Annotated in this window: 22 protein-coding genes; 12 read left to right on the forward strand and 10 right to left on the reverse strand. The window is 65.2% G+C overall.

The genetic code is table 11. The annotated features are described in order from the left end of the window. The 4 genes from HDIA_RS00545 (at position 1) to clpS (ending at position 4092) form a co-directional block, all read left to right on the forward strand. Entirely contained in the window at positions 1–1731 is a 1731-nt protein-coding gene (locus HDIA_RS00545; RefSeq protein WP_099553396.1) for an AMP-binding protein, read from the forward strand. A gap of 312 nt (positions 1732–2043) precedes the next feature. Then, positions 2044–2994 (forward strand): ring-cleaving dioxygenase, encoded by a 951-nt coding sequence (locus tag HDIA_RS00550; protein ID WP_099553398.1) that lies wholly within the window; start codon positions 2044–2046, stop codon positions 2992–2994. Between the two features lie 45 nt (positions 2995–3039). Next, positions 3040–3714 carry an alpha/beta hydrolase gene (locus HDIA_RS00555; RefSeq protein WP_245884085.1) on the forward strand — a complete coding sequence of 225 codons (675 nt, stop codon included), beginning with the start codon at positions 3040–3042 and terminating at the stop codon, positions 3712–3714. A gap of 72 nt (positions 3715–3786) precedes the next feature. Next, positions 3787–4092: an ATP-dependent Clp protease adapter ClpS gene (gene clpS / locus HDIA_RS00560; RefSeq protein WP_099553400.1), complete on the forward strand. Its 306-nt coding sequence runs from the start codon at positions 3787–3789 to the stop codon at positions 4090–4092. An 85-nt stretch (positions 4093–4177) separates the two neighbouring features. On the opposite strand, the gene HDIA_RS00565 is transcribed toward clpS, so the two are convergent. Further along, positions 4178–4435 carry a DUF1127 domain-containing protein gene (locus tag HDIA_RS00565; protein WP_099553402.1) on the reverse strand — a complete coding sequence of 86 codons (258 nt, stop codon included), beginning with the start codon at positions 4433–4435 and terminating at the stop codon, positions 4178–4180. A gap of 182 nt (positions 4436–4617) precedes the next feature. Between HDIA_RS00565 and HDIA_RS00570 the strand changes: the two genes are divergently transcribed. The 4 genes from HDIA_RS00570 (at position 4618) to HDIA_RS00585 (ending at position 8412) form a co-directional block, all read left to right on the forward strand. Next, complete coding sequence (locus HDIA_RS00570; RefSeq protein WP_099553404.1) at positions 4618–5334, forward strand: helix-turn-helix transcriptional regulator; 717 nt, start codon at positions 4618–4620, stop codon at positions 5332–5334. A gap of 162 nt (positions 5335–5496) precedes the next feature. Next, complete coding sequence (gene dapD, locus HDIA_RS00575) at positions 5497–6339, forward strand: 2,3,4,5-tetrahydropyridine-2,6-dicarboxylate N-succinyltransferase (protein WP_099553406.1); 843 nt, start codon at positions 5497–5499, stop codon at positions 6337–6339. A gap of 32 nt (positions 6340–6371) precedes the next feature. Beyond that, positions 6372–7577 (forward strand): succinyl-diaminopimelate desuccinylase, encoded by a 1206-nt coding sequence (gene dapE / locus HDIA_RS00580; protein ID WP_099553408.1) that lies wholly within the window; start codon positions 6372–6374, stop codon positions 7575–7577. Positions 7578–7818: 241 nt separating this feature from the next. Further along, on the forward strand, positions 7819–8412 hold the full coding sequence (locus tag HDIA_RS00585; protein ID WP_099553410.1) for a hypothetical protein: 594 nt from the start codon (positions 7819–7821) through the stop codon (positions 8410–8412). 72 nt (positions 8413–8484) lie between these two features. On the opposite strand, the gene HDIA_RS00590 is transcribed toward HDIA_RS00585, so the two are convergent. From HDIA_RS00590 to HDIA_RS00600, 3 genes are all read right to left on the reverse strand, one after another. Continuing rightward, positions 8485–8910 carry a hypothetical protein gene (locus HDIA_RS00590; protein WP_157775105.1) on the reverse strand — a complete coding sequence of 142 codons (426 nt, stop codon included), beginning with the start codon at positions 8908–8910 and terminating at the stop codon, positions 8485–8487. A 65-nt stretch (positions 8911–8975) separates the two neighbouring features. After that, on the reverse strand, positions 8976–11663 hold the full coding sequence (locus HDIA_RS00595) for a TIGR02302 family protein (protein ID WP_099553414.1): 2688 nt from the start codon (positions 11661–11663) through the stop codon (positions 8976–8978). A 393-nt stretch (positions 11664–12056) separates the two neighbouring features. Next, complete coding sequence (locus HDIA_RS00600) at positions 12057–12557, reverse strand: MarR family winged helix-turn-helix transcriptional regulator (RefSeq protein WP_099553416.1); 501 nt, start codon at positions 12555–12557, stop codon at positions 12057–12059. 44 nt (positions 12558–12601) lie between these two features. Here HDIA_RS00600 and HDIA_RS00605 point away from each other — a divergent pair, with 44 nt between their 5' ends. Next, positions 12602–14113 carry an FAD-dependent oxidoreductase gene (locus HDIA_RS00605; RefSeq protein ID WP_099553418.1) on the forward strand — a complete coding sequence of 504 codons (1512 nt, stop codon included), beginning with the start codon at positions 12602–12604 and terminating at the stop codon, positions 14111–14113. Beyond that, positions 14106–14603: a DUF4405 domain-containing protein gene (locus HDIA_RS00610; protein ID WP_099553419.1), complete on the forward strand. Its 498-nt coding sequence runs from the start codon at positions 14106–14108 to the stop codon at positions 14601–14603. Before HDIA_RS00605 ends, HDIA_RS00610 begins: the two co-directional genes overlap by 8 nt. 71 nt (positions 14604–14674) lie before the next feature. On the opposite strand, the gene HDIA_RS00615 is transcribed toward HDIA_RS00610, so the two are convergent. The 4 genes from HDIA_RS00615 to HDIA_RS00630 all read right to left on the reverse strand — a co-directional run bounded on the left by HDIA_RS00615 (position 14675) and on the right by HDIA_RS00630 (position 18133). After that, positions 14675–15502, reverse strand: a complete 828-nt coding sequence (locus tag HDIA_RS00615) for an FTR1 family iron permease (protein WP_099553421.1) — start codon at positions 15500–15502, stop codon at positions 14675–14677. A 47-nt stretch (positions 15503–15549) separates the two neighbouring features. Beyond that, positions 15550–15945 carry a cupredoxin domain-containing protein gene (locus HDIA_RS00620; protein ID WP_197708077.1) on the reverse strand — a complete coding sequence of 132 codons (396 nt, stop codon included), beginning with the start codon at positions 15943–15945 and terminating at the stop codon, positions 15550–15552. A 245-nt stretch (positions 15946–16190) separates the two neighbouring features. Beyond that, positions 16191–17462, reverse strand: a complete 1272-nt coding sequence (lysA, locus tag HDIA_RS00625) for a diaminopimelate decarboxylase (RefSeq protein ID WP_099553423.1) — start codon at positions 17460–17462, stop codon at positions 16191–16193. A gap of 104 nt (positions 17463–17566) precedes the next feature. Then, a complete protein-coding gene (locus tag HDIA_RS00630) occupies positions 17567–18133 on the reverse strand; it encodes a TetR/AcrR family transcriptional regulator (RefSeq protein ID WP_099553425.1) in 567 nt (188 codons plus the stop codon). A gap of 104 nt (positions 18134–18237) precedes the next feature. Here HDIA_RS00630 and HDIA_RS00635 point away from each other — a divergent pair, with 104 nt between their 5' ends. Together HDIA_RS00635 and yghX are read left to right on the forward strand one after the other, a co-directional pair. Next, positions 18238–18705, forward strand: coding sequence for a nuclear transport factor 2 family protein (locus tag HDIA_RS00635; RefSeq protein WP_099553427.1), 468 nt, complete (start codon positions 18238–18240; stop codon positions 18703–18705). A gap of 144 nt (positions 18706–18849) precedes the next feature. Further along, positions 18850–19761, forward strand: a complete 912-nt coding sequence (gene yghX, locus HDIA_RS00640) for a YghX family hydrolase (RefSeq protein WP_099553429.1) — start codon at positions 18850–18852, stop codon at positions 19759–19761. 46 nt (positions 19762–19807) lie between these two features. On the opposite strand, the gene HDIA_RS00645 is transcribed toward yghX, so the two are convergent. Both HDIA_RS00645 and argH read right to left on the reverse strand, forming a co-directional pair. Beyond that, complete coding sequence (locus tag HDIA_RS00645; RefSeq protein ID WP_099553431.1) at positions 19808–20035, reverse strand: lipoprotein; 228 nt, start codon at positions 20033–20035, stop codon at positions 19808–19810. A 28-nt stretch (positions 20036–20063) separates the two neighbouring features. Further along, a complete protein-coding gene (gene argH / locus HDIA_RS00650; RefSeq protein ID WP_099553433.1) occupies positions 20064–21446 on the reverse strand; it encodes an argininosuccinate lyase in 1383 nt (460 codons plus the stop codon). Positions 21447–21456 lie beyond the last annotated feature (10 nt).

A 21456-nucleotide genomic window follows, 5' to 3' on the forward strand; every position in this document is an offset into this window, starting at 1 on the left:
ATGGCGACGGAAGAGGGCAGCGGCGAAAACACGGACATCTTTGCCGCGCGGCCGTGGGTGAAGAGTTATCCCGCAGGCGTTCCGAAAAATGTCGATGACGACGCGATCCCGACGCTCGCCGACCTGATCCGCGACATATTCGAGCGCCACGCCGGCAAGCCGGCCATGGAAAGCTTCGGCGTTCGGATGACCTATCGCGATGTCGCAAGGACGGCTGACGCCGTTTCCGGCTGGCTGCTGCAGCAGGGCGTCGGCAAGGGCGACCGCGTCGCGCTCATGATGCCCAACGTCATGGCCTATGTGCCGACGCTGTTCGGCACGCTGCTCGCCGGTGCGGTGGCCGTCGGCGTCAACCCGCTCTACACGGCGCGCGAACTCGTTCATGTGCTGCGAGATTCGGGAGCGACCGTTCTTTTTGTCCTGGAGAATTTCGGTGCGACGGTCGAGGCCGCGCTGGCGGACATCGAATCCTCCGGCGGCACGAAGCCGAAGGTCGTCGTCGTCTCTGCCGGCGATCTCCTCGGCCTCAAGGGACGGCTGATCGATTTCGTTGCGCGCCACGTGAAGAAGATCGTCCCGGCCTCTTCACTGCCGGGCGCCATCCGCTTCGCCGCCGTTCTTGCCGAGGGAGCTGGTGCACCAGGGGCGCGGCCCGAAATCGCCCCGTCGGACATGGCCTTTCTGCAATACACCGGCGGGACCACGGGCGTTGCCAAGGGGGCGATGCTGACCCACCGCAACGTGGCGGCCAACATTCTCCAGTCAGAGATCTGGCTGAAGACGAGCCTGCAGGACAAGCCGAACCCCGTGACCGTCTCGGCGCTGCCGCTCTATCACATTTTCGCGCTTCTCGCCTCGGCGCTTGTCATGTCGCGCTTCGGCGCCTGCCAGATCCTGATCGCCAACCCGCGCGACATCAAAGGTCTGGTGAAGACCCTGAAGAAGAGGCGTTTCAACGTCATCCTCGTGATCAACACGCTGGCGCGGGCGCTCCTCAACAACCCGGATTTCCGGCGGCTCGACTTTTCCGGTCTGCGTCTTTCCGTCGCCGGCGGCATGGCCGTGCAGTCGAGGGTCGCCGACGAGTGGAAGGCGGCGACCGGCCGGCCGCTGATCGAGGGATACGGCCTGTCGGAGACCTCGCCCGTCGTTTGCCTCAACCGGGCGGATATTGCCGATTTCACTGGCGCGATCGGCTATCCCCTGCCGTCGACGGAGATTTCGATCCGCGATGAGGCAGGCAACGTCGTCAGGGCCGGCCAGAAGGGCGAGCTTTGCGTGCGTGGGCCGCAGGTCATGGCCGGCTACTGGCGCCGGCCGGACGAGACAGCCAAGGTGATGACGCACGACGGCTTCTTCCGCACCGGCGACGTTGCGACCATGGACGCCCACGGCCTCGTGACCCTCGTCGACCGCCTCAAGGACATGATTCTCGTCTCGGGCTTCAACGTCTATCCGAACGAGGTCGAGGATGTGATCGCGGCCCATCCGGCCGTTGCCGAGGTCGCCGTGGTCGGACGCCGGGACGAAAAATCCGGCGAGGCGGTCGTCGCCTATGTCGTGTCCAAACCGGACACGGAGGTGGACGAGGCGGCGCTGCGCGAGCATTGCCGAAAGAGCCTCACCGCCTACAAGGTGCCCCGCGAGGTGCACTTCATCGAGGCCATACCGAAATCCAATGTCGGCAAGATCCTGCGCAAGGACTTGAGGCTCCTTGCCGACGGCGGTTGAAGCCGGTCGCGCAGGCCCGATGGCTCCGCAAAGAAGCCATGAATCGAGTAGGTTTGGATCGCTGCAAAGACTGACTTGCGGCAACGATCGATGACTGTTCACTTTGAGCGAACGGTCTCCTTACCATCCTTTCCTTTGTCATGAGGCCCCGAAACCCGATATCGGTCGCATGTGTTCCTGTTGGGAGCGGCCATGATCCTGCGGCTTGCCGCGAGGCTGTTCGCGCCGCTCCGACGCCATGAATATGGAGCATGCCCTTGTTGGCCGGACCCGGTCCGCTCGGGAAATGCTCTGGAGGAAGGAGAAGCGGCCATGTCGCTCGAACTCGGCGGTATCCACCATCTGACGGCCATCACGGCCGATGCCCGTGCCAATGTCGCCTTCTACACGCAGGTTCTCGGCATGCGGCTCGTCAAGAAGACCGTAAACCAGGACGACACCAGCGCCTATCATCTGTTCTACGGTGACGGTGAAGCGACGCCGGGCTCCGACATCACCTTTTTCGAATGGCCGGTGCCGCCGGCCGGCCGCGGCACCCATTCGGTGATCCGGACCGGCTTTCGCGTGTCGGCAGACAGCCTCGGCTGGTGGCATGAGCGTCTGTCGGCTGCCGGTGTCGTCGTCGACGAAGTGGGGTTGCGCGACGGCCGGCTCAGCCTCGGATTCGAGGACCCGGAAGGCCAGCGCCTGATGCTGGTCGACGATGGCGGCGCCTACGAGACCCATCCCTGGACGGACAGCCCCGTGCCGCCGGACCACCAGATCCGCGGCCTTGGACCGATCGTGATGAGCGTGCCGAGGCTCGATCGCACGGAGCCGGTGCTGACCGCCCTCATGAACATGCGCGAGGTCAGGACCTATCCCCTGCCGGAGGCGCCTGAAAACACCGTCCACGTTTTCGAGATGGGGCCCGGCGGCCCAGCGGCCGAACTGCATGTCGCCGTGCAGCCTGGATTGCCCTTTGCCCGGGAAGGCGCGGGCGGCGTCCATCACGTTGCCTTCCGCACCCCCGGATACGAGGAACTTTCCGCCTGGACGCAGCGCGTCTCCGAAGCCCGCGTCCGCTCGAGCGGCGAGGTGGAACGCTATTACTTCCGTTCGCTTTATTTCCGTGAGCCCAATGGCGTCCTCTTCGAGATTGCCACCGATATTCCGGGCTTCACGGCGGACGAGCCGCTGGAAACGCTCGGCCAGAACCTGTCCCTGCCGCCTTTTCTGGAGTCTCGGCGGGCCGCGATCGAGGCCGGTCTGAAGCCGGTCTGATCGGGTGCAGGGAGTGAAGACGGCGCAAGCCGGAAGGACAAGAACATGAACGTCATGGACCTTTGGAAGAGCACGGGCACCGGCCCGCATGCCGGCCAGCCCGTCAGCCACGTCGGGGCGCCGCTGGACAAGGCCGCCGCCGCCATGATCCTGCTGCACGGACGCGGCGGCAGCGCGCCGGACATTCTTTCGCTTGCCGAGGCCTTCGGTCGTTCGGATGTCGCCTATCTGGCGCCGCAGGCCGCCCACAACACCTGGTGGCCGCAACGCTTCATCCAGCCGGTGGCGGCGAACCAGCCCTATCTCGATTCCGCACTCGACACCGTGGGCACCCTTGCCGAGACGCTGGTCGCGGCCGATATACCCCGCGAAAAGATCGTGCTGCTCGGCTTCTCGCAAGGGGCGTGTCTGGCGCTGGAGTTCGCCGCCCGCAATCCGAGGCGATGGGGCGGCGTGGTCGGTCTCAGCGGCGGCCTGGTGGGGTCCGACGACGAGTTCGGCCTTCGCCAGGGCTCCTTGGCGGCAACGCCCGTCATTCTTGCCTGCAGCGACCGGGATGCCCATATCCCGCTGCTCAGGGTCAGGATGTCGGCGAAGGTCTTCGAGGCCATGGGCGCCGCTGTCGATTGCCGGATCTATCCCGGCATGGGCCATACGGTCAGCATGGAGGAGGTCGGCCTTGTGCGGGACCTCATGAAAGCCGTAACCCTCGCCGCCTAGACATAGCGGCAAACCGGCCTGTCACTTGGGCGCGGGCCGGGCCGGGGCAAGGATTGCAGGAAGGGATTTGGGATGAGCGATGTCGTGACGCCTCCGAAAACGGTGACGCGTACGAAGACCGAGCGCCCCAAGCTCTACAAGGTCGTCCTGCTCAACGACGATTTCACGCCGCGCGAATTCGTGGTCATGGTCCTCAAAGCGGTCTTTCGCACCACCGAGGACGAGGCCAGCCGCATCATGATCACGGCGCACCAGAAGGGCGCCTGCGTGGTCTCGGTCTATCCGCGCGACGTCGCCGAGACCAAGGCCATGGAAGCGACCGATCTCGGTCGCCAGGCCGGGTTTCCGCTGATGTTCACCGCCGAGCCCGAGGAATAGCCGCAGGGCGGCAGGCAGCACGGCTTCAGAAAAAGAGGGCGGCAACCGTGACCGGTCGGCCGCCCTTCAGTCTGTCCGCATCCGATCACCAGGGGCGTGAGTGGAGGCGGGAAGACGACGTCGGTTCGCGCGAGACGTGCCGCGCCACGCCCTCGATTTCGCTGCGGCTGAGGCCGATGTCCTTCAGTGCGGCGTCGCTGAGTTCGCCAAGGCGCATCGCGGTCTTCTGCATGGCGCGATGGGTCTGGTAACGGGTCCAGAGACGCCGTAGCGTGGCAAGAAGGCGGACGCCGAACTGTTCGGCGCGGCGGACCTCGTGCGATGAAGCAACAAGACGAAGCATGATGATCTCCCGATGTGATTGACCGGCGGTCTCGCCAGTCCATGATGCGATCATGCGCCATGCCCCCTGACACCGTTGCGTCAGGAAGTTTTGGGGAGAAGGCCCGGCTGCTGACAACGTGGTGTCAGGAGCGTTAGGCTAGAAGCCGCGCCAGTCATTCCTCAGCCGGTGGGAGATTTTTCGTGCGCAGAGCCGATCGACTCTTTGAAATCATTCAGCTTCTGCGCCGGAAGCCGACGGTGCGCGCCCGCGATCTGGCCGAAGCGCTGGAAGTCTCCGAGCGCACGATCTACCGCGACATCCGCGATCTCATTGTCAGTGGCGTGCCGATCGAGGGCGAGGCGGGAATCGGCTACGTGCTGCGGGCGGGTTTCGATCTGCCTCCGCTGATGTTCAAGGAGACCGAGATCGAGGCACTCGTTCTCGGTGCCCGCATCGTCGAGACCTGGGGCGACAAGGAGCTCTCCGAGGCGGCTTCCGACGCCATCGCCAAGATCGAGGCGGTGATTCCCGAGCAGCTGCGCGGCTACATGGCCCAGACGGCGCTGCTGGCACCCTCCAACTACCGCATGGAGCCCATCGAATTCGACCTTGGCGAGATGCGCCGCGCGGTCCGCAATCTCCTGAAGGTTCGCTTCTGCTACAAGGACGTGCTGGGTCACGGCAGCGAGCGGACGGTCCGCCCCCTGTCGCTCGCCTATTTCGGTCCGGTCTGGGTTCTCGCGGCCTGGTGCGAACTGCGCGACAATTTCCGCACCTTCCGCCTCGACCGGATGGCGGACTTCGCCGTGACCGAAGAGCATTTCCGGCAGGAGCGCGGCAAGACCCTGCACGACTTTCTCAAGCGCCCGGAGACCTGGACGCGCGGCCCCCTGTCGCCCGAAGGTCAGCAGGACTGAGGCTCCGATCCCACCTGGACGTGACGCCTTGCTCTGTGCGCATCCGGCCTCTGGCCCTTGGCCGCGATCCGCTGTAGGGTCCGCCCGATTTTTTGAAAGGCGGTGCGAGGTTCGCTGGCTTCCGCATCGCCGCGACCGTTCGAGGGAAGGACCGGGACGACCATGACCGATACATCGCTTGCCGCTGCCATCGAAGCCGCCTGGGAGGCGCGCGCCGACATCACCACCGCCACGACGGGCGACGTGCGCGATGCGGTGGAGACCGCGCTCGCCATGCTTGATTCGGGCAAGGCACGCGTGGCCGAAAAGGTCGACGGCGCCTGGCAGGTGAACCAGTGGCTGAAGAAGGCAGTTCTCCTCTCCTTCCGTCTCAACGACATGTCGGTGATCCCCGGCGGTCCCGGAAACTCGACATGGTGGGACAAGGTCCCATCCAAGTTCGAGGGCTGGGGCGCGGCCGAGTTCACCGCCGCCGGCTTCCGCGCCGTGCCCAACTGCACCGTGCGCCACTCGGCCTACATCGCCCCCGGCGTCGTGCTGATGCCGTCCTTCGTCAACCTCGGCGCCTATGTCGACAGCGGCACCATGGTCGACACCTGGGCGACCGTCGGCTCCTGTGCCCAGATCGGCAAGAACGTGCATCTTTCGGGCGGCGTCGGCATCGGCGGCGTTCTGGAGCCCATGCAGGCCGGCCCGACCATCATCGAGGACAACTGCTTCATCGGCGCCCGCTCCGAGGTCGTCGAGGGTGTCGTGGTCGGCGAGGGCTCGGTGCTTTCCATGGGCGTCTTCATCGGCGCTTCGACCAAGATCGTCGACCGCAGCACGGGCGAGATCCACATCGGCAAGGTGCCGCCCTATTCGGTGGTCGTCTCCGGCTCGCTGCCCGGCAAGCCGCTGCCCGACGGCACGCCCGGCCCGTCGCTCTACTGCGCGGTGATCGTCAAGCGCGTCGACGAGCAGACCCGCTCCAAGACGTCCATCAACGAACTTCTGCGCGATTGATTTTCGCGGGCGGGCGGGGCTAGATCGGCGCCATGACAGACCATGCCCCGCCCACCTCCGCCGATCCCGTCGCCCTCGCCAGGGCCCTGATCGAATGCCCCTCCGTGACGCCGGAAGAGGGAGGCGCCCTGGCCTTTCTGGAGGGCCTTCTGGCGCCGAAGGGATTCGACGTCGATCGTCCGGTCTTTTCGCAGAAGGGAACGCCGGACGTTGAGAACCTGTTCGCGGCGATCGGCAAGGGCGAACGGCATCTGGTCTTCGCCGGCCACACCGATGTGGTTCCGCCCGGCACCCTGACCTCCTGGCGCCACCCGCCTTTCTCCGGCGCGATCGAAAACGGCGTCCTCTATGGCCGCGGTGCGGTCGACATGAAGGGCGGCATTGCCGCCTTCCTGGCCGCCGTGCTCGACTTCGTGGCCGAACGGGGAGCTGATTTCGGCGGCCGCATCTCGCTGCTCATCACGGGCGACGAGGAGGGGCCGTCCATCAACGGCACCGCCAAGCTCTTGAAATGGGCGGACGAACGCGGCGAGCGCTTCTCGGCCGCCATCGTCGGCGAACCGACCAATCCCTCCGCGCTCGGCGACCAGATCAAGATCGGACGGCGCGGCTCGCTGTCGGGCGAGGTGTCGATCCGCGGGCATCAGGGCCACGTCGCCTATCCGCATCTGGCGGACAATCCCGTGCGGGCGCTCGGGCCGCTGCTGGCCGCCTTGATGGACCCGCCGCTGGACGCCGGCACGGAGAATTTCCAGCCGAGCAATCTGGAAGTGACCTCGGTCGAAACTGACACCAAGGTGTTCAACGTCATTCCGGCGCGCGCCGACGTCCGCTTCAACGTGCGCTTCAACGATCTCTGGACGCCTGAGACGCTGAAGGCCGAGATCGCGGCCCGCGTCGAGCGGGCAAGGGCAATGCCGTCCCTGCGCCGCGAGGGGCTGGCGCCGGTCGATCTGAGGCTCACCTACCAGCCGGTGGTCTCCGATGTCTTCATCACCCATTCGCCGGACCTGGTGGAGGGCCTGGCGAACGCCGTCGAGGCCGTCACAGGCCGCCGTCCGGAACTTGGCACCGGAGGCGGCACCTCCGACGCGCGCTTCATCAAGGACTATTGCCCCGTCGTCGAATTCGGCCTCGTCGGCGATACCATGCACCAGATCGACGAGCGTGTTCCGCTTGCCGATCTTGTGACATTGGGTCGTATCTATCGCCGCTTCCTCGATGACTATTTTTCTTGAGCGCGGCCCGTGCCTCATGGCATCAATACCCCGCCACGGCGGAGCGGGTCGACGGGACAGCAACCCCTGCTGGTGTGCGGCCCCGAGGCGGCGAGCCGGAAAGGGTGTCGTGGATTGTTCCGGACGGCGTTCGTGATCCAGAGATGCGGAAGACTGATCTTTTGATTTCGTTGCAAGAAGTCGAGGCCCGGACCTCTGACTGGAACCGGGATGTGATCCGGTCGGCGGGGGCGGCGATGCCATGCTGACCTTCGCCGAGATTTCCGGTTCGCTCTATGCGATCACCGACATGGTTCGTGGGCGCCCGCATGCCATGAAGCGGCTGGACACGAGCTACGAGGGCTTCTGGCGTTCCTTCCTCGTGATCATCCTCCTGCTGCCCTTCTTCGGCATCGTCCACGTTGCCGAACGTCATGCGCTGATCGAAAACAGTGCCATGACCGAGGATCTGTTCCCGACCGGCCGCTTCCTGGTCCTGCGGGTTCTCGGGACTTTGGTGGATTTCGTCGATTTCCCGCTGTTGCTGGCACTGATCGGCGGACTCCTCGGTATCTCCAGGCGCTATGTTCCCTATGTCGTCGCGCTGAACTGGTTGACGCCGCTCATCGTCATCCCGAGTTCGCTGATCTACCTCGTCTATCTGATCGGGCTCTATGGTATCGCGACGGCGACGGAACTGGCGCTGCTCGTCTCCATGGCCGGGCTGTGGCTGGAATTTCTCGTCACCCGCGCGACGCTGCAGGTCTCGATCGCCTTCGCCATCGGCCTCGTCGCCATGCATTTCGCCCTGTCGATCGTTGCGATCCTGCTGGTCTCGCGCCTCGCGGGAATCTGATCCGGCCACCGAGGCTCGCGAGGGGCCGTTGACGCTCAGCCGGCATGAGCAGTCCGCTTGCGGCCCGATACTTCACTGCGCCGAGATGGCGTCCAGCTTGACGATCCGTCCAGCCGCGCCGCAGGCGAAGGCATGGATCGTGGCCGCGATGCCAGGCCGCACCAGCGCCTTGTAGGCGCGCAGAACCTGCTTCTTCTCGAAGGTCGAGCCGAATTTGTAGAGTTCGGGCAGATTGACGTAATAGGCTTCTCGGCCAGTCTCCTGGAACGTCATGCCGCGCGGTAGCCCGTTTTCCTGCGTGACATCGACGATCGTGCCTGTAGCGGAAAAGGCCCGGCAGTCCGCCGCCTCCGTCAGGCCGGAAATGGCGACGATGGACTTGCCGGCATCGGTTCTCACCTGAACCTTCGCCGCCGCCGGCCCGGCCGGCAACGCGGCCGATGCTGCGATGACCGCAGCCATCACGGCGAGGCGGCACACCTCCGGTCGTCGGGTCATCTTGTGGCCGCCGCTCCGTCCATGCCGGGCCGGACAATCCGAACCATTGTCTCTCCGCCGTCCGGTCAGTTGTCGGGCGTCATCAGGCGATCGAGATAGTCGAGCTCCATCCGCGGGCGGAACTGCTCGGAGAAGCGCCGCCTGAGCTCGTCCAGCACCCGGCGCGCCCGCTGGATGTCGATCTCGCCCGGAACCTTGACGCTGTCGCCATATTCGGGGCCCTGCGCGCGTTCCTGCGGCTGGCGTCCGAGCGGGTCCTCGCCGCGGTTGCGGGCCTGTCCAGGCTGGCGTCCGCCCTCCTGGTCGCCCATCTGTTCGGCAAGCTGCTGGGCACCTTGGCGCAGGGACTCCAGCGCCTGACCCTGATCGCCGACCGCCGCGCCGGGTTCGCCCTGGCCAAGCTGGTCGCCGGCCCGGCCCATGGAGCGGCCCGCCTCGCCGAGCTTGTCGCCCGGTTCCATGCCCTGCTGCTGCATCTTGTTCTGGAGTTCCTCCAGCTTCTTCTGCAGCGCCTGCTGGCCCTCCTGCAGCCGCTTCATGGCGTCGGCGCGCTCCTCGGGGCTCATCTGCTCGCCCTGGCCCGGCTGCTCACGTCCGTTCTGGCGTCCGTCCGGCGACATGTTGAACGTCTCGTCCATGAGCTTCTGCTGCTCCTGGATCATCTTGCCGAGTTCGTTCATCGCGTCGTTCATCGGGTTCTGCTGTTGCTGGCCGTTCTGCGGCCGGCGCGCGGTCTGCATGTTCTCCAGCATCCGGTCGAGCTGGGAGAGAAGCTGCTGCGCCGCCTCGCGGTCGCCGAGCTTGGAAAGCTCCTCCATCTTGTCGAGCATCCGCTCGAGCTGCTGCGGCGTGATCGTCTGCGCGTTCGGGTCCATCTGGCTCATGTCGGACTGCGGGTTCTGCCGCATCTGTTCGGCCAGCGCCTGCATGTACTCGTTCATCGCCTCGCGCAGTTCGTCCATCAGCTTGGCGATTTCCTCGTCCGAGGCGCCATTCTCCAGTGCCTCGCGCAGCTTCTCCCGCGCTTCGCGCAGGCGCTGTTCGGCGATCGAGGCATCGCCGCCCTCGATGGTCAGCGCCATCTGCCACAGATAATCGGCGGCTGCGCGCAACTCGTCGTCGTTCGTGGCCGTGCGAACCAGCTGCTCGCCATGCTGGAGGCCGAGGTAGATCGCGGCGTTGTCGATCGTCGTGTCCGCATGCAGCGTCAGATCCTGCAACACGTTGGCGACGAAGGTCTGCGTGCGGCCGTCGAGCGCGAGGATGCGCCGCTGTTCCACCAGCATCTTGGCGATCGGGTTGTAGAAGGGCCGCTGCGGCAGCTCCAGCGTCGTCTCGGGGCTCTTGCCGACGTTGCCGGCATCGTCGCGGGCGACAAGCGTCAGCTTCAGCGGTGCACCGGCGAAGGGATGGGCCGTCAGGTCGCGGTAGGTCTCCGCCGTCTGCGAGGCGTTCGACCGGCGCGGCAGCGAGAGGGCGAAATCGGGCAGGCCGTAGAGCGGATGCGCCTCGCCCGGAATGACGGCGCCTTCGAGCTTCGGCATCGACAGCGCGCCGTCCGCCTCGAATTTTGCCTCGGCCCCGGCAACGCCGTGGTCGTCGCTGACCTCGTAGACGAGATGCAGCGCGTCGCGCTCCGTCGCCTCCGGCGCCTTGACGAGGTGGATCTCGGGCGCCTTGTCGGGCGTGACGTTGAAGATCCAGCTTCCGATCGCTCGCCCGTCACGGGTCACATCGAGCCGGCCGGAGGTTTCAAGCGTCCATTCGAAGGACCGGGGGCCCGTTGCGGCGGCCTTGCCGGTGGCATCGGCCTTGTCCCCGTCCGTCGCCGCGGCGGCGTCCGTCTTCACGGGATCGACCGCCACGGGCGTGGCATCAGTGGCTGCGTCACTCGGAACCCACGTGACGCCGGCATCGCTGAGCCCTGCGATGCGGACGGTGGCAAGGCTCTTCTGCGGCACTTCCACCTGCCGCGTTCCGTCTTCGCTTTCCGTGCCCGCCGCCGCGCCGGATTTCGACAGGAACACCGGCGGCCGGCCGGTATAGGCCGGCGGGGTCACCCAGGCGTCGATGCGGACATTGGCGCTTGTCAATGCGGGCATCCGGAAGGCGTCGACGAGGGGGGAGACCGGATCGCGCCAGCTTGCCGTCAGGCCGACGACGGCGATCAGGAAGACGACGGTTCGGATCGCGTAGGGGTCGCGGCGGTCGACGCGCGGCGAGGGAAGGGCGATGCGGATGGCCGAAAGGCCCTCTCCAACCCGCTTCAGATGCGCCTGCCAGAGGGCGCGGGCGAAGGGATCGTTGCTGCCGGCGGCAAGCTCGTCAGAAAGCGTGATCAGCGGGCGGTGCTGGTAGCCGCTGTCGCGTTCGATTCGGGTGAGGGCCTCGGCGCGCAGCGGCAGCCGCAACCGCAGCAGCGGCCACAGCGAGGCAAGGGCGGCGAGGCAGAAGAGACCGATGATCGAAAGACGCAGCCAGTCGGCAAGGCCGATGAAGAGGCCTGTCCACGCAAGCCCGCAGAAGAGGCCGACGACGACGAGCAGGGGGGTGACGGCCGGCCACAGCCGCTCCCAGAAAATCGCCGCCCGCGCCTGCCGGGCCTTGCGCCCAAGGGTCTCCAGCGGCCGTTTCGAAAGATTGGGATAGAGCCGGGCAAAGGGGCCGCGCCGGGGTGCCGCCCGCTGCGCCTGGTCTTCGCCAGACAGCGCCGCGTCCGTGGAACCGTGCTGCGGATTGTTGGGCTCGGCCAATGCCTGTGTCTCCTTCGCGCGGCAGAGCCGCCGCCTTCAAGAAGGAGGTTGCCGGTACAATGTGCCGGAAATCGGTCGGACGCTGGCGTGGCGGAAGACCGTTCCCGGCCCTTGCCACACGTCGTCGGATCGATCGGGCCACGCAGGATGGCAACCGCGTCTCTTGTTTCAAGATAGCACATGCAAACGGAACGCCAAGCCGGGCGGCCAAGATGTGATCTGGCAAGACCGCGAGGAATGGGCGCGCAACGCTCACAAGAGGGCCTTGCGGGACAGGCTGTGCTAAAACTGCCGGGCGATCGCGGCAATCTGCTGGACACGGTCGCAACAAAGATCAGACCCTGCTTCAGTTCGGGCTGATCTCGGAAACTCCGAACGCACCTTGTATAAAAGTCATTTGGTGCCCTCCGAAGAATTCAGAGGGCCGGCGTTTAGGTCGTCCGCGAACTTGCGAATGAGCCGCACGAGGTCATCGATATCCTGCCGGTCCCAACTGGCAAAAATCGCGTGACCCATACGCTCCCGTGCGCCGTCGACCAGATCGGTCATGGCCTTGCCTTTCGCTGTGACGACCGCCTCGCGAACCCGGCGGTCGGCGGCGTTGCCGTGACGCTCGATCAGCCCAAGGCTCTCCAGCTTCGCGACCTGACGGCTCACCGTGGTGTAGTCGCGACCGACGCGATCGGCCATCTCCACCACGCCGATCGGGCCCAACCGCTCAATACCCACCAGTAGTGGAAACAGTGCCCGGTCGAGAGAAATACCCGCCTCGCGAACCATGTCCTCATCGCGCTGCGGCCGGTTCATGACGCTGACGATGTCAATCAAGGCGCCGTGAAGCTGACGAATCTGATTGCTAATATGTGTATTTTGCACTTTCTTTCTTGACGCCATGCCGCTTCTCCTATTATGTGCATATTACACCTATGGAGACCGAAATGACAGACAAATTCGCAGCAGATGTGCTGATCTGCGGCGCGGGGGCGGCTGGCCTGACGCTCGCAATTGACTTGGCTCGCAGGGGAATCTCGTTCCGCCTGATCGAGAAGATGGAGGACCCGTTCCGCGGCTCTCGCGGCAAGGGCATCCAGCCGCGAACGCAGGAAGTTTTTGAGGATCTCGGAATCCTCGACCGGATTGTCTCGGTGGGAGGCGTCTATCCGCCGCAGCGAGACTATCGCGCCGACGGCAGCTTTACGGACTCGGACGTCGTGGAGCACGAAGACCCGACGCCTGCCGAACCCTATCACTTGCCGCTGATGGTGCCGCAGTTCCTGACCGAAGGTGTGATGCGCGAGCGCCTCCTTGAACTCGGACACCGCCCGGAATTCGGCTCTGAACTTGTCGGCTTCGAGCAGGACGCGAATGGCGTGAGTGCGCGGCTGAACGGAAAACACGGTGACGAGACCATTCGGGTGCGCTGGCTCATCGGCGCCGATGGTGGCCGTAGCTTCGTGCGCCGTGCCCTCGATATCGGCTTTCCCGGAAAGACACTCGGCATTCGCGCCATCGTCGCTGATGTTACATTGTCCGGCCTCAGTCGCGATGTATGGCACCGTTTCGTTGAAGGCGACATGGAGCGCCAAATCTCATTCTGCCCGCTCGCCGGAACGGACCTGTTCCAGATGCAGGGACCGATCCCGCTGGAGGGCGAGGTCGATCTCTCGGCCGTTGGACTGACTGCTCTTGTGGCGGAGCGCACAGGACGCGACGATATTCGCATCCAGTCCGTTTCCTGGGCCTCAGCTTTCGCTATGAATGCCCGGCTGGCCGACCGTTATCGCATCGGCCGGGTCTTCCTCGTCGGCGATGCCGCGCATGCGCATCCGCCGACCGGCGGACAGGGCCTCAATACCAGTGTCCAGGACGCCTATAACCTTGGCTGGAAGCTGGCGGCGGTCGCTTCAGGTGCTCCCGACGTGGTGCTCGACAGCTATGAGGAAGAGCGCCGCCCGGTCGCGGCCGCCATGCTCGGACTCGCAACGAAGCTGCTCGCCGCACACAAACGCGGTGAGATGCGGCGCGGCCGGGAAGTGCGTCAACTCGATATCGGTTATCCAGAGTCCTCGCTTGCGGTGGAAGAGCCCGCGCAACAGGGACTGTTCGCGGGCGACCGTGCTCCCGACGCACCGGTCCGCGGCGCCGCCGGCCAGCCGAAGCGGCTGTTCGAACTCTTCAGAGGTCCCCATTGGACGCTCATCGGCTTTGACGTTGACCGCACCTGCGTGTCGACAAGACCGGGATTGCATATCCACACACTCGGATCGCGGGGCGACATCCTCGACGCGAACGCACACCTCCATGCTGCCTATGCATTGCCGCCGAGCAACTGGGTGCTGGTGCGACCTGACGGTTATGTCGGGGCCATCGTGTCGTCAGACAATGCCGATGTGCTCGAACGCTATCTCGAACGGGTCGGCCTTCGCGCGGAGTACTCGAACCATGGCTAAATCTCTCTCCCTGCGGACCTGGTCGACGCCGCTGACGATCGGCTCCTTCGTTCTGATGTCGATCACCGGGGTCCTTATGTTCTTCGAATGGAACCCGGGCCTCGTCACCGTGGTCCATCAATGGTTCTCATGGTTTTTCCTGCTCGGGGCCGGTGGGCACATTGCCGTGAACATTCGCCCGTTCAAGGCGCATCTCAGGTCGACCTGGGGCAAGTCCAGTGTGACGATGTTTGCGCTCATCTTGGTCGCTTCCTTCTTTTCATGGGGGCTGATCACAGGACCGCAGCTGGAACAGCCCATTGAGGAAGCTTTGATCGATGCACCGCTGTTCGCGTTAGCGAACACGATCCGCACCGATCCCGACGCACTGCTGCTAAGACTGAAGGCCCGCGGCATTCCCGCGACCAGTCAGCAATCCATTCGCGAACTTTCGACCGCGCACAGCGTCGGCGAAAATGAGCTTCTCGGCTTGGTGTTCCTGCCAGAGTAAGGCCGCGGGCATAGTCGTGGGAAACGACGTTTTGGCACAGCCTGGGGAGGCGGCCTGCGGCAGAATGATGCCTAAGTCTTGGCCTTGCGCGTTGCGGCGGCCGGGCGCGCCGCCACGGTGAGCCCCTGGATCGCAAGAATGGTCAGGATGTAGACGAGAACCTGCAATTCGCTCGGCTGGTCGACATAGCCAAGCAGCGTGTGAAGGACGCGCCCGAGGATCGATCCCTGGTCGAGCAGCCAGGAGGTATCCCACGCGGTGACGTAAAGAATGTCCACGTAACCGCCCTGCTGCAGCATCGCCGCCGCATCGGCGGCAAGGCCGGCGGCAAGTAGCGTGATCAGGATGCCGGTGACGGAGAAGAGGTGGCGCAGGGGAATGGCGGCAAGACCGAGGTAGATGGCCGCGGCCACCGCGCCGCCGGCGAGGATGCCGAGACAGCCGCCCACGAAAACGCTCGTTCCGCTCTCGCCGCCGCTGGCAAGGATGCCGTAGAGAAAGAGGACGACCTCGAAGCCTTCGCGCAGGACCGCGACGCCGACGACGACCGCAAGCGCGGTGAGCGGCTTGCGGCCGGCGGCGACATCCTTGCCGACACCGGTCAGTTCGGCTGCCATCTCACGCCCGTGGCTCGCCATCCAGGCCGAATGCCAGGCGAGCATGACGACGGCGACCGAGAGGATCGCCGCATTGAGGAGTTCCTGTCCCGATCCTTTGAAAAGCCCGGAGATCTCGCCCGCGAACGTCGCCAGCAGCATCGATCCGGCAATGCCCGCCGCGACGCCGAGCGCCACGTAATAGCCGCGTCCGGAAATCCCGCGTGTTGCCGCCAGCACCAGCCCGATGACCAGACCGGCCTCCAGAACCTCTCGAAAGACGATGATCAGGGAAGCAAGCATCGGGGAGTTCTCCGTCGTGGGCTGGGTCTGGCGGGACGGCGTGATGATCAGGAGGCGGGTTTGGCGACGACGACGCCCTTGGCCGTGCTGGAATGGAACTCGCCCATGAAGCGATAGGTCCCGGCCTTGAGGGGGCGGATTCGAATCAGCGCCTGATTGCCGCCGGCGACCACCTTCTCGACATGCAGGTCCTTGGAATCGAACTCGTCGGGGGTCTTGTCGGCATTTGTCAGCATGATCTCGAAGGTCTCGCCGGCCGGCACGACAATCTCGGCCGGTGAAAACGTGTGGTCCTTCAGCGTGACCTCGATGGCGTTGAATTCGTTGCGCAGCGTCAGGTCGCCGGCGGCAGGCTGCTTGTCGCCCGCCAGCGCGACGGTGACAGGGGCGGCGAAAAGCATGCCGAGCGCAGCGGCGATCACGGTGTTTCGACCTGACATCATTGCGGGATTTCCTCTTCCGGCAGATCGCATCGGGCGGGCAGTCAAAGCCGCCGCCTCGCTGGCGCGGCCTGCACGTTCAATTCATGACTTGCATAATCATAAATCGGAGATCTGGCAAGGCAACCTGAGTTTCGTACGCAAGAATGCGGGCATCAACGCCCGGTCAAAAACCAACCGAAAGCCTGGATTCCTGGGATCGGGCACGGCTCGCCGACAAGGACATCGCCGATTTGTGATCGGTTGCCTCAGTCCGACAGCCATCCCGGAACACTGTCCAGCGCAATCAGATCCTCGAGCGGGCGGCGCGGGCGGATCACATGCCATTCGGAGCCGTTGACCAGAACCTCCGGCACCAGAGCCCGGCTGTTGTAGGTGCCGGCCTGCACCGCGCCATAGGCGCCCGCCGAATAGACGGCGAAGAGATCGCCGGCGGCGAGCATCGGCAGGTCGCGCCCGAGCGCCACATAGTCGCCCGTCTCGCAGACCGGGCCGACCACGTCGACCTTGGCCCGCTCCGCGCCGACCGCCGGCTGAATGACCGGGCGAATCTCGTGATAGGCCTCATAGAGGGTCGGCCGGATCAGGTCGTTCATGCCGACATCGCCGATGACGAAGGTGCGCCCTTCGCCCTCCTTGCGATAGACGACCGAGCCGACGAGAATGCCGGCATTGCCGGCGATCAGCCGTCCCGGCTCAAAGATCACGGCGCAGTCGAGCTTTTCGACATGCTTGCGCACGACCTCGCCATAGGCGCCGGGCTCCGGCGGCGGGGCGTTGTCGTCGACATAGGGAATGCCGAGCCCGCCGCCGAGGTCGACATGCTCGATGGCATGCCCGTCGGCCCGAAGCGCCGCAACAAGCTCGCCAAGGCGCCCGAAGGCGTCGTCGAAGGGGCCAAGTTCGGTGATCTGCGAGCCGATGTGCATGTCGATGCCGATCACCCGGATGCCGGGAAGCTTCGCAGCCTCGGCATAGACCCGGCGAGCCTCGGTCCACGGAATGCCGAACTTGTTCTCCGACTTGCCGGTGGAGATCTTGGCGTGGGTGAGGGCGTCGACGTCCGGATTGATGCGCAGCGCGACCGGAGCGGTCTTGTCCATGGCACTGGCGGTCGCCGACAGCACATGAAGCTCCGGCTCGGATTCGACGTTGAAGCAGTGAATGCCCGCTTCGAGCGCCATCCGCATTTCGCGCACGGTCTTGCCGACGCCGGAGAAGGCGATCTTTTCCGGCGCGACGCCCGCAGCGAGCGCGCGCAGCAGCTCTCCTTCGGAGACGACGTCCATGCCGGCGCCCTCGCGCGCCAGCGTCTTCAGCACCGCCTGATTGGAATTGGCCTTCATCGCATAGAAGACATGCGCGTTAAGCCCGGAAAAGGCCTTGGCGAAGACGTGATAGTGCCGGACCAGCGTCGCGGTCGAGTAGATATAGACCGGCGTTCCGACCTTGGCCGCGATCTCCGGAACCGGCACATCCTCGGCATGGAGGATGCCGTTGCGATAGGCGAAGTGATGCAAGAACGTGTCTCCGGCCGCGGTCCGGGCCGCAGGGCGGCCGATAAGCAGTACAAGGTAATTTGGCGCTTACTTATCCGGTTGATCGCGCAAGGTCGAGAGGGCAGTCAGGTCAGCCCGGCGACGACGCGCATCAAGGTTCCGAGAGCGCCCTTGCCGTCGCCCTCATACTGGGCCCGGATGATGGCGCCGTCGACGACAAGCGCCAGTGCTTTGGCCGTTGCCTGACGGTCGGGCGCCTCGGGCAGGATGTCGGCGATCGCCGCCGTCATGTCTTCCTTGTGCCGACGGGACACTTCGCGCGCCTCCGGTATCGTGCCGCCGACCTCCACCACCGTGTTGATGAAGGCGCAGCCGCGAAAATCCTCCCGCGCGAACCATTCGCCGAGCGCGGGCACGAGGGCTCCGCCGCCGAGATGGGCATTGCGGGCGAGCGCCCCTTTGAACCAGGCCATCCAGCGCTCGTGGCGATAGTCGAGGAAGGCGAGGATCAGGTCGTTCTTGGAGGGAAAGTGCCGGTAGAAGGTCACCTTCGTCACGCCGGCTTCCGCAATGATGCGGTCGATCCCGGTCGCCCGGATTCCCTCCGCATAGAAGAGGTCGTGCGCGGCAAGAAGGATGCGGTCGCGGGCCGGGAGTTTTGAGCGGTCTTTGGACGGAGAATCGATGGTCATGGATTGAGTGTAGACAAGTCTGTTCACTTGTGCCAGATATGTAGACAGACCTGTCTACATACGAGGTCTGCAGCCCGCTTGCCCTCATAAAAGGAGATCGACCGATGGAAACCCGTCCGCCCCTGCCGCCCTACACCCGCGAGACCGCCGCCCAGAAGGTGCGCGGCGCCGAAGATGCCTGGAACTCCCGCGATGCCGACCGTGTCGCCGGCGTCTACACGCTCGACACCCGCTGGCGGAACCGCGCCGAATTTCCGGTCGGGCGCGAGGCCGTGCGCGACTTTCTGAAGCGCAAGTGGGCCAAGGAGCTGGAGTATCGGCTTATCAAGGAACTCTGGGCCTTCGATGGTGCCCGCATCGCGGTGCGCTTTGCCTACGAGTGGCGCGACGACTCCGGCAACTGGTATCGTAGCTACGGCAACGAGAACTGGGAGTTCGACGAGAACGGCCTGATGAAGGAGCGTCACGCCTCGATCAACGACCTGCCGATCGCCGAGGCCGACCGCAAGTTCCTCTGGCCGCTCGGCCGTCGTCCGGACGACCATCCGGGCCTCAGCGATCTGGGTCTTTGACGTCGGGGAAATGTTTCAAGTCTGAAACAATCACTCGAATTTGATGGGGTCGGGAGCGGTCCTGACAAACCTTCTACGTGAAAATACGGCTTACTGACCGGGACATGGCGGCGAAACGCCGCCATCAACCCCGGGAGGCAGCACATGAACGACATGAAACCGGACATGCCCAAGCGCATGAAGGCCACGGATTTCCCGCAGGAGCTTCTCGACATCTACGACGGCTATGTCCATGGCCTGATGACCAAGCGCGATTTCCTGGACAAGGCCCAGAAGTTCGCCGTCGGCGGCGTCACGGCGATGGCGCTCCTGAAAGCGCTGCAGCCGGTCTACGCCTTCGCCGAGCAGGTCAAGGCGGACGATCCGCGCATCGCCGCCGAACGCATCACCTACGATTCGCCCGAGGGCAATGGCACCATCAACGCGCTTCTGGTGAAGCCCGCCGGCATGACGGGCAAGCTGCCGGGTGTCGTCGTCGTGCACGAGAACCGGGGCCTCAACCCCTACATCGAGGATGTCGCCCGCCGAGTCGCCGTCGCCGGCTTTGTCGCGCTGGCGCCCGACGGTCTGTCGCCGCTCGGCGGCTATCCGGGCAATGACGACGCGGGCCGCGAGATGCAGCAGAAGATCGATCCGGCCAAGCTGATGGAGGATTTCTTCGCCGCCTACGAGGTCCTGCTCGCCCATGAGGCGACGACGGACAAGGTCGGCTGCGTCGGCTTCTGCTATGGCGGCGGCGTTTGCAACGCGCTGGCGGTCGCCTATCCGACGCTGGCCGCGAGCGTGCCCTTCTATGGTCGCCAGCCGCGGGCGGAAGACGTGCCGAAGATCCAGGCGCCGCTGCTTCTGCACTATGCCGGTCTCGACACCCGCATCAACGAGGGCTGGCCGGCCTATGAGGAGGCGCTGAAGGCGAACGGCAAGACCTACACCGCCCACATCTACGACGGCGTCAACCACGGCTTCCACAACGACACGACGCCGCGCTACGACCAGGCGGCGGCGGAACTTGCCTGGTCACGCACGATCGACTTCTTCAACGAGCATCTGGCGTAATGCCGGGCCTCTGGGCGGGGCGGCCTGCCGGCGCCTCGCCCGCGGCTCACAGCAGCGGGTCGAGGATGAACGGTTTGTCCGGAGCCTTCACCGGCTCCGGCTTTCGCGTCAGGCTGTTGTTGCCGAGCGGAATCTCGATCAGCGACGGCGTCTTGGTCGTCTGCTCCGTCGAGCCTGGCGGCTCCAGCGAACCGGCACGCCCGCAGGCAGCAAGCGCAAGAGCGAGCACCATGAGCGGTCCCGCCCGCCGCAACATCCGCTTTGCCACCGTCATGCGCAGCCCCTCTTTTCTCTCTTCGCCGTCAGGCCCCAAGGCGATCGCGCCAGACCTTCGCCATGGCCCTGACATTCTCCGGCGACGTGCCGCCGTAGCTCGTCCGGCTCCGCACCGAGTCGTCCACGGTCAGCACATCATAGACGTCGGAGGTAATGCGTCCGTCAACAGCCTGCATGTCGGAAAGTGGCACCTCGGCAAGCTCTATGCCCTTTTCCGCCGCGATCGCGACGATCCGGCCGGTGATGTGATGGGCGTCGCGGAAGGGAACACCGCCGGCGCGCACCAGCCAGTCGGCAAGGTCCGTCGCGGTCGAATAGCCCGACCCGGCCGCCGCCTTCATCGCCGCCGGATTGACGGCGAGGTCGCGGATCATGCCGGTCATCGCCGCGATCACCAGCGAGAAGTTCTGCAGGCAGTCGAAGGTCTGTTCCTTGTCTTCCTGCATGTCCTTGGAATAGGCGAGCGGCAGGCCCTTCATGACGATCATCAGGCCGTTGAGATCGCCGATGATGCGGCCGGACTTGGCGCGCACCAGTTCCGCCGCGTCCGGATTGCGCTTCTGCGGCATGATCGACGAGCCGGTCGAGAACTTGTCGGAGAGGCGCACGAAATGGAACTGCGCCGACGACCAGATCACGATCTCCTCGGCAAGGCGCGACAGGTGCACCGCCGCGATCGCCGCCGCCGCCATGACCTCCAGCGCGAAGTCGCGGTCCGAAACGCTGTCGAGGGAGTTGGCCGTCGGGCGGTCGAAGCCGAGCGCCCCGGCGGTCATCGCCCGGTCGATCGGAAAGGACGTTCCGGCAAGGGCCGCAGCGCCGAGGGGGCATTCGTTGAGCCGCTTGCGCGCGTCGACGAGCCGTGTGCGGTCGCGCTCGAACATCTCCACATAGGCCATCATGTGGTGGCCGAAGGTGACGGGCTGCGCCGACTGCAGGTGGGTGAAGCCGGGCATCACCGTCTCGGCATGTTCCTCGGCGCGGGCGAGCAGGGCCTTCATCAGGTCGCTGAGCTGGACATGGAGCTGGTCCACGGTGTCGCGGACCCAGAGCTTGAAGTCGGTCGCCACCTGGTCGTTGCGCGAGCGGGCGGTATGCAGCCGGCCCGCCGGCTCGCCGATGATTTCCTTCAGGCGCGCCTCGACATTCATGTGGATGTCTTCAAGGGCTCGCGAGAACGTGAAACGGCCGTCCTCGATCTCCGCCTTGACTTGGTCGAGGCCCTTTGCGATGGCCTCTGCGTCGGCCGGGGTCAGGACGCCAGCTTTCGCGAGCATGGCGGCATGGGCCTTCGATCCGGCGATGTCCTGGGCGTAGAGCTTTTTGTCATAGTCAATGGAGGCATTGATTTCCTCCATAATGGCGTCGGGGCCTTCGCTGAAACGGCCGCCCCACATGCGGTTGCTCATTGGGAACACT

Source organism: Hartmannibacter diazotrophicus (genome assembly GCF_900231165.1).
GTDB classification, from domain to species: domain Bacteria; phylum Pseudomonadota; class Alphaproteobacteria; order Rhizobiales; family Pleomorphomonadaceae; genus Hartmannibacter; species Hartmannibacter diazotrophicus.